This window comes from Staphylococcus lloydii, from assembly GCF_015775975.1.
GTDB lineage: Bacteria > Bacillota > Bacilli > Staphylococcales > Staphylococcaceae > Staphylococcus > Staphylococcus lloydii.
The window spans coordinates 1,560,415-1,573,765 of sequence record NZ_CP064056.1 but is presented as its reverse complement, the minus strand read 5'-3'; the positions used below and the strand labels follow the sequence as shown (position 1 = coordinate 1,573,765).

Below are 13,351 nucleotides of genomic sequence, written 5' to 3'. Positions count from 1 at the left end.
AATATTGTAGTGAAGTAAGGAGCAATCTTGCCGTGAATACTATTGGTCAAACTTTGAAAGGGCGTCGTGAACGTTTAGGAATGACGCTAAATGAATTAGAAGGTAAAACACATATTAAGCGTGAAACATTAAAGTTAATCGAAAACAATGATTTTAACGGTTTGAAAAATGCAGATTATGCTGAAGGGTTTATTACTAAATATGCTAAAGCTGTTAATATAGACTCGGATCAATTGATTGAGTCTCATAGAGACGAAATTCCAAATAGAAGAAATAGTGACATCAATGAAGCTATTCACGCTTTTTCTAATGGTGAAGCACCGTCATATAGAAGAAAAGATAAAGAACCGTTGCAATTGGTAGTAGTTATTAGTACCGTTATTCTTATTACAATAGTGCTATGGATTTTAGCGGTAATCATATTATAAGAAGTCAACGATTTAAGATATAAATAGAAAAGAGGATTTTATATGAACATACCGAATTGGATAACGGTTTTTAGGGTTATACTAATTCCAGTATTTTTAATTTTTGCATTGGCAAATTTTGGGTTTGGAACAGTGTCATTTATCGGAGGTTACAATGTAAGAATCGAGTTAATAATAAGTGGTATAGTATTTATCGTAGCTTCGTTAAGTGACTTTGCCGATGGATATTTAGCCAGAAAATGGCAATTAGTTACGAATATGGGTAAATTTTTGGATCCCTTAGCAGACAAGTTATTAGTATCTGCTGCCCTTATAGCATTAGTACAAATAGATTTAACTAATTCTGTCGTTGCAATCATTATTATTGCCAGAGAATTTGCAGTAACAGGACTACGTTTATTACAAATTGAACAAGGTTTCGTAAGCGCTGCAGGACAACTAGGTAAAATTAAAACAGCGGTTACTATGGTTGCGTTAATTTGGATTCTCTTAGGCGACCCATTAGCGACATGGATAGGTTTTCCATTAGGACAAGTACTACTTTATATTGGCGTATTCTTTACTATACTTTCTGGTGTTGAATATTTCTATAAAGGTAGAGATGTATTTAAAGCAAAATAATAATATATTTTCATAAGTAATGGCAGAAATCGATATGGTTTCTGTCATTTTTAATTGTATAAATAATTAGTAAGCATCGTTTTTATTTTTAACATGCATATAGCTGAATTTTTCCAATTATTATTCTTAGATTTTTAAAGATTTTTAGTTTTATAATAGAGGGTATAGTTAATATGTACTTCGTATACATATTGAAGGAGGTAATAAGTTGTGAAAGTTTCAATTATAGCAGTTGGCTCAGAGCTATTGTTAGGTCAAATTGCCAACACGAATGGACAATATTTATCAAAACTATTAAATGGCATAGGTCATAGTGTGCTAGAACATGCAGTGGTAGGTGATAACCCTGAACGACTAGAACGAGTAGTGACTAATGCATTAAATAATAATGACACAGTAATTCTAACAGGTGGTTTAGGACCAACTAAAGATGATTTAACTAAACATACAGTGGCTAATGTACTAGGACGTTCTTTAGTTACAGATGAACAAGCTTTAACGTATATCGAGGATTATTTTAAACAACAAAATCAAGTTATGACACCTAATAATAAACAACAAGCATTGGTTATTGAAGGTTCAAAAGTATTAGAAAATAAAGTTGGTATGGCGCCAGGTATGCTTGTAGAAACTAATGGCAAACGTATCGCCTTACTACCCGGGCCACCAAAAGAGATGCAACCAATGGCTAAAAATGAGCTATTACCTCATTTACTCGATGGCGAACAAGTCATCTTTTCAGAACTACTTAGGTTTGCTGGCATTGGAGAATCTCGCGTAGAAACAGAACTAATGGATTTAATTGATAATCAAACTAATCCAACAATTGCACCATTGGCTGGTACACATGAAGTTAATATCCGTCTAACTGCTAATGGACAAACTACTAAGGAATGTCAAAATTTAATTGCACCTATTAAGCAAGAAATATTATCAAGAATTGGTGACTATTATTATGGCTCGGATGACATTAAACTTGAGCAAGCTGTTATGAAAGAGGTCAGTCGCTCATTTGCAATATATGATGGTGTAACCGACGGCAAATTATATAGTAGATTACAAGATTACAATGATGCTCATAAGTTGAAAGGCATGTTACCTCATTCTAATAAATTTATAACGGACAGTGATAGTATCGATAATCGATTGGCAATCGGTGCAACTATTGTTAAAGATTTATTTGAAACAGATATGGGCATTGCATTATTATATGATGACAATAAAGTTTATTTAGGCATATTGTTAAAAGATAAATTACATGTACAGTCGTTTAATATGACACAATCAAGAAATCTAATTAAATCTAGAACGCCAAATTATGCACTCATAAGATTACTAAATTTTATTAAACACTGATATAATACTACAATAATCAAATTATAGAGTACGCATGTTCGATTATAAGAAGTTTTGTCAATTTAATAGCGAACAAATATTCGCAAAATGCTTGCTAAATTATAATAATCCATGTATGATGTGGTTAAGATAATTAATAGAGATTAAACTCATTTAGGAGGTTCATCATTGGATAACGATCGTCAAAAAGCTTTAGATACAGTAATAAAAAATATGGAAAAATCATTTGGTAAAGGTTCAGTTATGAAACTGGGCGATAACAAAGGACGCAGAGTTTCAAGCGTTTCAAGTGGCTCAGTTACATTAGATAACGCATTAGGAGTAGGCGGATATCCTAAAGGTAGAATTGTTGAAATTTATGGACCAGAAAGTTCTGGTAAAACTACTGTTGCGCTACATGCCATTGCAGAAGTGCAAAGAAAAGGCGGTATTGCAGCATTTATCGATGCTGAACATGCGTTAGATCCAGTTTATGCAGAAGCTTTAGGCGTAGATATTGATAATTTATATTTATCTCAACCTGACCATGGTGAACAAGGTCTTGAAATTGCAGAGGCCTTCGTGCGAAGCGGTGCAGTTGACATTGTAGTAGTCGACTCTGTTGCAGCGTTAACACCAAAAGCTGAAATTGAAGGTGAAATGGGAGATACACACGTTGGTTTACAAGCACGTCTAATGTCACAAGCATTACGTAAATTATCAGGTGCTATTTCTAAATCAAATACAACAGCGGTGTTTATTAACCAAATTAGAGAAAAAGTCGGCGTTATGTTCGGTAACCCTGAAACGACACCAGGTGGTCGTGCACTTAAATTCTATAGTTCAGTTAGATTAGAAGTTCGCCGTGCAGAACAACTAAAACAAGGGCAAGAAATTGTCGGTAACAGAACAAAAATTAAAGTAGTTAAAAACAAAGTTGCACCACCATTTAGAGTTGCCGAAGTAGATATTATGTATGGTAAAGGTATATCTAAAGAAGGCGAGTTAATTGATTTAGGTGTCGAACACGAAATCGTAGATAAGTCAGGTGCTTGGTATTCATACAATGGAGAACGTATGGGTCAAGGTAAGGAAAATGTTAAGATGTTCCTTAAAGAAAACCCTGAAATCAAAAAAGACATTAATCATAAATTACGTGAAAAATTAGGCATATTTGATGGTGATGTTGAAGAATCAGAAAGCGAAGATAACGCGCCAAATTCATTATTTGATGAAGAATAACAACATATAGCATTTCATTAAAAGAGAAGTTTTATCGCTTGAAGATAAAACTTCTCTTTTTTGCTTAATTTATGGATATAAAATTCATAAAACTTTTGAGATAATAAGGTGAATTTATTGATTGTATATAAATATTTATAGCTGGGATAACAATTAGGTTAGTAACCTTTGTAAGATGCATTTTAACAACATTTAAATACTATCTTGTAGCATAAATGATTCGTTTGTGAGTTATAATAAAAAGTAATTAAGATATTTTTAAATACTATTAAAACGCTATTTAAAATGAAATTATATTATTGTGGGTTGATACCTTGACACTTCTTAGTTTTTAAACGTACAATTACATTGTATGATTATTATATAGTTCAATAAAATCATATTTATTTTTATATAAAGCGCAAATCCTAGAAAAAGGGGGGTGTTTATGTGAATTTATTAGGCCTCCTACTCATTTTGCTAGGAATTATTCTGGGCGTTGTTGTAGGGTATTTTATTGCCCGAAATTTGTTGCAACAAAAACAAATCCAAGCAAGACAAACTGCTGAAGATATCATCGATCAGGCGAATAAAGAAGCAGATAATGTAAAAAAAGAAAAGCTACTTGAAGCAAAAGAAGAAAACCAAATCTTAAAAGAGCAAGTTGAAAATGAACTTCGTGAAAGACGAGGAGAACTTCAAAGGCAAGAATCTCGCCTACTTCAAAAAGAAGAAAATTTGGAACGTAAATCTGATTTGCTTGATAAAAAAGATGAAATTTTAGAGCAAAAAGAATCTAAACTTGAAGAAAGACAACAACAAGTAGATGCAAAAGAGAGTAGTGTTCAATCATTAATAAATAAACATGAACAAGAATTAGAACGCATCTCTGGTCTCAGTCAAGAAGAAGCAGCTAATGAGCAACTTCAAAGAGTTGAGGAAGAACTGTCACAAGATATTGCAATACTTGTTAAGGAAAAAGAGAAAGAAGCAAAAGAAAAAGTCGATAAAAATGCAAAAGAGTTATTAGCAACTACTGTACAAAGATTGGCGGCAGAACATACGTCAGAATCAACAGTATCAGTTGTTAATTTACCTAACGATGAAATGAAAGGTCGAATTATTGGTAGAGAGGGTAGAAATATTAGAACTCTTGAAACGCTTACTGGTATCGACTTAATAATAGACGATACGCCTGAAGCGGTAATTCTATCAGGATTTGACCCAATCAGACGTGAAATTGCTAGAACAGCATTAGTAAATCTTGTTTCTGATGGTAGAATCCATCCTGGACGGATTGAAGATATGGTAGATAAAGCTCGAAAAGAAGTAGACGATATTATAAGAGATGCAGGGGAACAAGCAACATTTGAAATAAATGTGCATAATATGCATCCAGACTTAGTGAAAATATTAGGTCGTTTACAATATCGTACAAGCTATGGCCAAAATGTGCTTAAACATTCAATTGAAGTAGCATATTTAAGTGGCATGCTTGCTGCTGAATTAGGTGAGGATGTATCATTAGCTAAACGTGCGGGACTACTTCACGATGTTGGTAAAGCAATTGATCATGAAGTTGAAGGTAGCCATGTTGAAATTGGTGTAGAATTAGCGAAAAAATATAATGAGCATGAAACAGTTATTAACGCAATTCATTCACACCATGGTGATGTAGAACCTACATCTATAATATCTATTTTAGTAGCAGCTGCAGACGCATTATCAGCAGCTAGACCTGGCGCTCGTAAAGAAACATTAGAAAACTATATCAGAAGACTAGAGCGTTTAGAAACTTTATCAGAAAGTTATGATGGTGTAGATAAAGCATTTGCAATACAAGCTGGTAGAGAAATTCGAGTAATTGTATCACCAGATGCTATAGACGACTTAAAATCACATCGCTTAGCAAGGGACATTAAAAGTCAAATTGAAGATGAACTTCAATACCCTGGCCATATTAAAGTGACTGTTGTTCGTGAGACTAGGGCAGTTGAATATGCAAAATAAAAAGGTTGCCATCGTGGCAACCTTTTTTATATACATTAATTAGTAAAATAACAAGATTATGTGAGTTCTAAATCAGTATTTTTCACTTCTTGGATAATTTCAGCTGTATCGTAAGAATTTGTTGAAATATTAGAATAACGTTCTGCTAAACGATAAGCGTTAATATAAAGTTCCAAGCTTTCTTTAGCTACTTCTTCAGCATCATCACTTTTAGAAGGATTAGCTGAAACTACTAAATTTGCAAAACTTTCGGGATCGATATTAATTGACATGAATTAATTACATCTCCTAATAAATTATTTTTAACCGTACATTATTTCAATTACCACATGAACATAACTTAAAACAAAATATCTGGCATAAATTTTTACAATATACTTTCCTTAAGTTTAAATATGCATTAAACTAGCACTGAGAAAGGATGACTCGCAGTGAGAATATTATTTATAGGTGACTTGGTTGGCAAAATTGGCAGAGAGGCGATTAGTACTTATTTAACTAAGTTAAAACACCATTATCGTCCGACGGTCACGATAGTTAATGCTGAAAATGCCGCACACGGTAAGGGCCTAACTGAAAAGATTTATAAGCAATTGTTAAGAGAAGGCGTCGATTTTATGACTATGGGAAATCATACTTATGGTCAGCGCCAAATTTATGACTTTATAGACGATGCCAAAAGAATGGTAAGACCTGCAAACTTCCCAGATGAAGCGCCAGGCGTTGGCATGCGTTTTATTCAAATAAATGACATTAAACTTGCAATTATCAATTTGCAAGGTCGTGCATTTATGCAAGACATAGATGACCCATTTAAAAAAGCAGACGCTTTAATTGAAGAAGCGAAGAAGGAAACGGATTATATTTTCGTGGACTTCCATGCGGAAACGACATCAGAAAAAAATGCAATGGGTTGGTATTTAGACGGTCGTGTAAGCGCGATGGTCGGTACACATACTCATATTCAAACTGCGGATGAAAGAATACTGCCAAATGGCACTGGTTATATTACTGACGTCGGTATGACTGGATACTATGATGGCATTTTAGGTATTAACAGAGACGAAGTAATCAATAGATTTATTACGAGTCTACCGCAAAGACATGTACTTCCAGAAGAAGGCAGAAGTGTATTGTCTGGAGTCATTATTGATTTAGATAAGAATGGACAGACTAAGCATATTGAACGTGTGTTAATTAATGACGATCATCCGTTTAATTAATATCGTCCATTAGTATGAAAATAAATTTTAACCACGCTATACATAGTAATAGGGTGGTTTTATTTGGTATTATTAAAGATGAACTATTTTACCACTAGGAGGCAAGTTGATATGAAATCACAAGTATCATGGAAAGTGGGCGGCCAACAAGGTGAAGGCATTGAATCAACGGGAGAGATCTTTGCTACAGCTATGAACCGAAAAGGCTACTATCTTTATGGCTATAGACATTTTTCTAGTCGTATTAAAGGTGGACATACAAACAATAAAATTAGAGTATCAACAACGCCTGTCCATGCGATAAGCGATGATTTAGATATTTTGGTAGCTTTCGATCAAGAAACGATTGAAGTAAACCATCACGAAATGCGAGAAGATAGCGTTATTCTTGCAGACAGTAAGGCGAAACCTGAAAAGCCTGAAGATTGCAAAGCGCAATTAATAGATTTACCTTTTACAGCAACAGCAAAAGATTTAGGCACAGCATTAATGAAAAACATGGTAGCAGTTGGTGCTACTTGTTCACTTATGAACTTAGATACTGCAACTTTTGAAACTTTAATCACTAACATGTTTGAAAAGAAAGGCGATAAAGTTGTAGAAATGAATATACAAGCATTAAATGAGGGTTATCGTTTGATGCAAGAACAATTGCAAAGCGTAAGCGGTGACTTCGAGTTAGACAATACTAATGAAGACCCTCATTTATATATGATTGGTAATGATGCGATTGGGTTAGGTGCATTGTCAGCAGGCTCTAGATTTATGGCTGCATACCCTATTACACCGGCATCAGAAATTATGGAATACATGATAGAGAACTTACCTAAAGTTGGGGGTACGGTTGTACAAACTGAAGATGAAATTGCGGCAGCAAATATGGCAATTGGTTCTAACTATGCTGGCGTTCGTTCATTTACAGCAAGTGCTGGACCAGGGTTATCCTTAATGATGGAAGCGATTGGTCTATCTGGTATGACTGAAACACCTTTCGTCGTTATTAATACGCAACGTGGTGGTCCTTCTACAGGTTTACCAACTAAGCAAGAACAATCTGATTTAATGCAAATGATTTATGGGACACACGGAGATATTCCTAAAATTGTAGTAGCACCGACAGATGCAGAAGATGCTTTTTATTTAACGATGGAAGCATTTAACTTAGCTGAAGCCTATCAATGTCCAGTTATTGTACTTAGTGATTTACAATTATCATTAGGTAAACAAACGGTACAACAACTAGATTATAATAAAATAGAAATTAACCGTGGTGAATTACTACAAAGTGACATTGAAAGAGACGAAGATGATAAAGCTTACTTCAAACGTTATGCATTAACAGACAGTGGTGTATCACCTAGACCGATACCAGGTTTAAAAGGCGGTATTCATCACGTAACGGGCGTTGAACATAACGAAGAAGGTAAGACGAGTGAAGCGGCAGATAACCGTCAACAGCAAATGGAAAAACGTATGCGTAAAACGCAACACTTATTAATTAATAAACCAGTTGAGTTAGACGAAGCACATTCAGCTGCGGACATTTTATATATAGGTTTTATTTCAACTAAAGGTGCAATACAAGAAGGAAAAGAACGTTTAGAAAAACAAGACATCAAGGTTAATCATCTACAAATCAGACAATTGCACCCATTCCCTAATAAAATTATCCAAGATGCAGTTGATAAAGCATCTAAAGTCGTAGTTGCTGAGCACAATTATCAAGGTCAACTCGCAAACATACTAAAAATGAACGTAAATTTAGGCGATAAATTAATTAATCAAACGAAATATGACGGTACGCCGTTCTTGCCTCATGAGATAGAAGAAAAAGGTTTAGCAATAGCTAAAGAAATTAAGGAGCTGGTTTAAGTGGCAACATTTAAGGATTTTAGAAATAATGTGAAGCCCAACTGGTGTCCAGGTTGCGGTGATTTTTCAGTACAAGCCGCAATTCAAAAAGCTGCAGCAAATGTAGGACTGGAACCAGAAGAAGTTGCAATAATAACAGGAATAGGTTGTTCTGGCCGTTTGTCTGGTTATATTAATGCTTATGGTGTGCATGGTATTCATGGTCGTTCATTACCACTTGCACAAGGTGTGAAGATGGCAAACAAAGACTTAACAGTTATTGCTTCTGGTGGTGACGGTGATGGCTACGCTATCGGTATGGGTCATACGATTCATGCATTACGTAGAAACATGAACATGACTTATATTGTAATGGATAACCAAATATATGGTTTAACAAAAGGACAAACTTCACCATCATCAGCACCAGGTTTTATAACTAAATCGACACCTAAAGGAAACATCGAACAAAATGTAGCTCCGTTAGAAATTGCTATTTCTTCAGGTGCAACATTTGTGGCACAAGGTTTTTCTAGCGATATTAAAGGCTTAACAAAAATGATAGAAGATGCGATTAATCATGATGGCTTCTCATTTGTGAATGTTTTCTCTCCATGTGTAACTTACAATAAAGTAAACACATATGATTGGTTTAAAGAGAATTTGACAAGCATCGATGATATTGAAGATTATGATGTTACAGATAAGCAAAAAGCAATGCAAAATGTTTTAGCTTATGAATCGCTGTTAAAAGGTATTGTATATCAAGATACAGAAACACCATCATATGAATCTCAAATCGCAGAATTAGACGAAACACCGTTAGCTAAAAAAGATATCAAAATTGATGAAAATCAATTTAATGAATTAATTGGACAATTTGTATAATCAACTATGTGAGTAAACCTAGAGCGATTTAGCCATAAAACGTTCTAGGTTTTGCTATGTGTATAAAAAGAAGGGACGATGATGTGTGGTAGACAAGTATAAATCAATGACGCAACTTTTTCAGTATAATCAAGAAAATGAAGATTTTAGCATTGAGCTCATCGATAATTCGAGTCCAAACCTAATTACTGCTGTCCATGGAGGCGCTATAGAACGAGGTACAACTGAACTTGCTCAACTTATAGCACGTAAAGGTGGTTTTTCATTTTATACTTTTAAAGGGTGTAAAAGAAATAAAAATAATGAATTACATGTGACATCGAGACATTTTGACGATCCTCAATTATTACAATTAGTACCAGGAAAAAAACAAGTGTTATCAATTCACGGATGTAATGGGACAAATGAAGCTATATATATCGGTGGTTTAGATGAAGCGTTGAAAGCAAAATTATCACAAGCGTTTAACGATATAGGCGTAACAGCGGCACCTGCACCTCGTCATATATCGGGTATGGATAAAGATAATTTTGTTAATCAAGGTGAAACGTCACAAGGCGTACAATTAGAAATTACGGCCGCGCTACGTAAAAAATTATTTAAAAATAATAAATTTAATTTAGTTAACAGAGAAAATGAAGACAATTGGTCTCCACTCATGCATCTACTTGCCGATACTTGTGTGAATATATTGAATCAATAGAGCTAGTCTGTATAAGTCGGTTTGTTATTTAAAATGATGAATAGTAAGAAAATAAGCAATAGTCGATTTTAACTATCTCAAAAGCGCTTTATTTGTTAAACTTAAATAAAATTAATAAGGGGGCGACGCTCGTGGATGATACATTAATGAGTATTCAAATTATTCCTAAAACGCCTAACAATGAAGATGTTATACCGTATGTGGATGAGGCAATCAAGGTAATTCAGGATTCAGGTTTACAATATAGAGTGGGGCCATTGGATACTACAGTTCAAGGTGACATGAATGAATGTCTAATTTTGATTCAAAAACTAAATGACCGTATGGTTGAGCTAGAAGTACCAAGTACGATTAGCCAAGTGAAGTTCTATCATGTACCTGAGGGCATAACGATCGAAACATTAACTGGTAAATATGACGAATATTAATAACTTACCCCAAGCACCATATCAATTTTCTACTGTATGATTAATTCACTTTAATTTTATATTCATTTTGCACTTTGATATTAAATTTAATATAATATAATAATGGTTTACGGCATATAACTAGCACTTGATAAACAACGCTTCATTTAGAAGTTTTGTGCGTGCTATGACATAGAAAGGGTTTTGTAAAGTGAACGAAGAGCAGAGAAAGCAAACTTCAATTAACATATTAGATGAACGTGATAAAAAAGCTGCTAAGAAAGAAACAAAAGACTATAGTAAATATTTCGAACACGTTTATCAGCCACCAAGTTTAAAAGAAGCAAAAAAACGTGGTAAAGAAACAATTAAATACAATGACGATTTTCAAATAGAAGAAAAATATCGCAATATGGGGAAAGGTAAAACTTTCCTTATTAAAACATACGGTTGCCAAATGAATGCACATGATACAGAAGTCATGGGGGGCATCTTATCGGCATTAGGATTTGAAGCCACAGATGATATCAATACAGCAGATGTTATCTTGATTAATACTTGTGCGATTAGAGAAAACGCCGAAAATAAAGTGTTCAGTGAAATAGGTAATTTAAAACATCTTAAGAAAGAACGTCCTGAAACGCTCATTGGTGTTTGTGGTTGTATGTCACAAGAAGAGTCAGTAGTTAATAAAATTTTAAAATCATATCAAAATGTTGATATGATTTTTGGTACACATAATATTCATCGTTTACCTCAAATATTAGAGGAAGCTTATTTAGCTAAAGCAATGGTTGTTGAAGTGTGGTCTAAAGAAGGCGACGTCATTGAGAACCTACCTAAAGTTAGAGCAGGTAATATTAAAGCGTGGGTTAATATTATGTATGGTTGTGATAAATTCTGTACATACTGTATCGTGCCATTTACAAGAGGTAAAGAGCGTAGTAGACGACCAGAAGACATTATCGATGAAGTGAGAGACTTAGCTCGACAAGGTTATCAGGAAATAACGTTACTGGGGCAAAATGTAAATTCTTACGGTAAAGATATAGATGGGCTTGAATATGGTTTAGGTGATTTATTAGAAGATATTTCAAAAATTGATATTCCTCGTGTAAGATTTACAACAAGTCATCCGTGGGATTTCACAGATAGAATGATTGATGTGATTGCTAATGGTGGAAACATTGTTCCTCATATTCATTTACCGGTACAATCTGGTAATAACCAAGTATTAAAAATTATGGGACGTAAATATACGCGAGAAAGTTATTTAGAATTAGTAAATAGCATTAAAGAGGCTATTCCTAATGTAGCGTTAACGACTGATATTATTGTTGGCTATCCGAATGAAACGGCAGAACAATTCGAAGAAACGTTAACATTATATGATGAAGTCGAGTTTGAACATGCTTATACTTATATTTATTCACAACGTGATGGCACACCAGCTGCTAAAATGAAAGACAATGTGCCGCAAGATGTGAAAAAAGAACGTTTACAAATATTAAACAAAAAAGTCAGCTATTATTCAGAAAAAGCAATGAGCCAATACGAAGGCGCTACAGTTAATGTACTTTGTGAAGGAACAAGTAAAAAAGATGATGCCGTATTATCTGGATATACTGAAAAGAATAAACTTGTAAACTTTAAGGCACCTAAATCTATGATTGGTAAAATAGTAAAAGTAAGAATAGATGAAGCAAAACAATATTCATTGAATGGTACATTTATTGAAGAAACTAATAAAGCTGTGGTGACCCATTAGTGTATAGTAAAGAAGATATTTTAGCTGAAGCAGATGACATTGTAGCGAAAATTCAATCATTAGATACAGTACGTGACTATCATGATGTAGAACAACAAATTCATAACAACATTAATATTGAAGCGCGTATGAAAGAGTTAAAGCGCAATCAAAAACAATCGGTTAATTTACAAAATTACGGTAAAACTGAAGCTTTGAAACAATCAGAGGGTAAAATAAGTGGGATTGAGCAAGATATCAATGCACTGCCCATCGTTGAAGAGTTTAGAGCCTTACAATATGAAGCCAATGAATTATTGCAAATGATGATTAGCACAATGGCTGATCAATTGAATCGATTACATGTAAACGACGACAACGAATAAGATGTGAGTCGTAAGAGGGAAGGGTGAAACTAAGTTGAACAACACAAAAAAATTAACATTAACAGCGATGTTTATAGCTATAAATGTTGTGTTAAGTAGTATCGTAGTTATTCCATTAGGACCAATTAAAGCTGCCCCGGTTCAGCATTTAATCAATGTATTATGTGCCGTTTTTGTTGGGCCTTGGTTTGGACTGGCGCAAGCTGTTATCTCATCAGTGCTACGATTAATTTTTGGTACAGGTAGTGCCTTTGCCTTTCCTGGTAGTGTAATCGGTGTATTACTTGCAAGTGGCTTTTATTATTATCGTAAGCATATATTTATGGCTGCGGTAGGAGAAGTTATTGGTACGGGTATTATTGGTAGCTTAATGTGTATTCCAGTAGCTTGGATTATAGGTTTAGATAACTTTGTCGTTAAACCTTTAATGTTAGCATTTATAGTTTCAAGTGTTATCGGTTCCGTTATAAGCTACATCATTTTAATGATTTTAAAACGTAAAGGATTATTAAAAAAATTCTTATCATAAAT

Annotated in this window: 14 protein-coding genes; 13 read left to right on the top strand and 1 reads right to left on the bottom strand. The window is 34.1% G+C overall.

Annotation, left to right across the window (positions count from 1 at the left end; all coding sequences use genetic code 11):
- Positions 1-32 precede the first annotated feature (32 nt).
- The 5 genes from ISP08_RS07695 (at position 33) to rny (ending at position 5,615) form a co-directional block, all read left to right on the top strand.
- Positions 33-428: a helix-turn-helix domain-containing protein gene (locus tag ISP08_RS07695; protein ID WP_195718238.1), complete on the top strand. Its 396-nt coding sequence runs from the start codon at positions 33-35 to the stop codon at positions 426-428.
- Between the two features lie 42 nt (positions 429-470).
- A complete protein-coding gene (gene pgsA / locus ISP08_RS07690) occupies positions 471-1,049 on the top strand; it encodes a CDP-diacylglycerol--glycerol-3-phosphate 3-phosphatidyltransferase (protein ID WP_048794039.1) in 579 nt (192 codons plus the stop codon).
- Between the two features lie 210 nt (positions 1,050-1,259).
- Entirely contained in the window at positions 1,260-2,405 is a 1,146-nt protein-coding gene (locus ISP08_RS07685; RefSeq protein WP_195718237.1) for a CinA family nicotinamide mononucleotide deamidase-related protein, read from the top strand.
- A gap of 168 nt (positions 2,406-2,573) precedes the next feature.
- The gene (recA, locus tag ISP08_RS07680) at positions 2,574-3,626 is read left to right on the top strand and encodes a recombinase RecA (protein ID WP_048794037.1); all 1,053 of its coding nucleotides are present in this window, start codon (positions 2,574-2,576) and stop codon (positions 3,624-3,626) included.
- Positions 3,627-4,055: 429 nt separating this feature from the next.
- Positions 4,056-5,615, top strand: a complete 1,560-nt coding sequence (gene rny / locus ISP08_RS07675; RefSeq protein WP_048794036.1) for a ribonuclease Y — start codon at positions 4,056-4,058, stop codon at positions 5,613-5,615.
- 56 nt (positions 5,616-5,671) lie between these two features.
- On the opposite strand, the gene ISP08_RS07670 is transcribed toward rny, so the two are convergent.
- Positions 5,672-5,887: a hypothetical protein gene (locus ISP08_RS07670; RefSeq protein WP_048794035.1), complete on the bottom strand. Its 216-nt coding sequence runs from the start codon at positions 5,885-5,887 to the stop codon at positions 5,672-5,674.
- 159 nt (positions 5,888-6,046) lie between these two features.
- On the opposite strand from ISP08_RS07670, the gene ISP08_RS07665 reads away from it, so the two are divergent.
- The 8 genes from ISP08_RS07665 (at position 6,047) to thiW (ending at position 13,349) form a co-directional block, all read left to right on the top strand.
- The gene (locus ISP08_RS07665; RefSeq protein WP_195718236.1) at positions 6,047-6,838 is read left to right on the top strand and encodes a TIGR00282 family metallophosphoesterase; all 792 of its coding nucleotides are present in this window, start codon (positions 6,047-6,049) and stop codon (positions 6,836-6,838) included.
- A gap of 111 nt (positions 6,839-6,949) precedes the next feature.
- On the top strand, positions 6,950-8,710 hold the full coding sequence (locus ISP08_RS07660; RefSeq protein WP_195718235.1) for a 2-oxoacid:acceptor oxidoreductase subunit alpha: 1,761 nt from the start codon (positions 6,950-6,952) through the stop codon (positions 8,708-8,710).
- On the top strand, positions 8,711-9,577 hold the full coding sequence (locus ISP08_RS07655) for a 2-oxoacid:ferredoxin oxidoreductase subunit beta (protein ID WP_048794032.1): 867 nt from the start codon (positions 8,711-8,713) through the stop codon (positions 9,575-9,577).
- An 85-nt stretch (positions 9,578-9,662) separates the two neighbouring features.
- Positions 9,663-10,280 (top strand): poly-gamma-glutamate hydrolase family protein, encoded by a 618-nt coding sequence (locus tag ISP08_RS07650; protein WP_195718234.1) that lies wholly within the window; start codon positions 9,663-9,665, stop codon positions 10,278-10,280.
- 131 nt (positions 10,281-10,411) lie between these two features.
- Positions 10,412-10,708, top strand: a complete 297-nt coding sequence (locus ISP08_RS07645) for a thiamine-binding protein (RefSeq protein WP_048794030.1) — start codon at positions 10,412-10,414, stop codon at positions 10,706-10,708.
- 190 nt (positions 10,709-10,898) lie between these two features.
- Positions 10,899-12,455 carry a tRNA (N6-isopentenyl adenosine(37)-C2)-methylthiotransferase MiaB gene (gene miaB / locus ISP08_RS07640; protein ID WP_195718233.1) on the top strand — a complete coding sequence of 519 codons (1,557 nt, stop codon included), beginning with the start codon at positions 10,899-10,901 and terminating at the stop codon, positions 12,453-12,455.
- Positions 12,455-12,820, top strand: a complete 366-nt coding sequence (locus tag ISP08_RS07635; RefSeq protein WP_195718232.1) for a YlbF/YmcA family competence regulator — start codon at positions 12,455-12,457, stop codon at positions 12,818-12,820. Before miaB ends, ISP08_RS07635 begins: the two co-directional genes overlap by 1 nt.
- Before the next feature lie 34 nt (positions 12,821-12,854).
- Positions 12,855-13,349, top strand: coding sequence for an energy coupling factor transporter S component ThiW (thiW, locus tag ISP08_RS07630; RefSeq protein WP_267904778.1), 495 nt, complete (start codon positions 12,855-12,857; stop codon positions 13,347-13,349).
- The last annotated feature ends 2 nt before the right edge of the window (positions 13,350-13,351 follow it).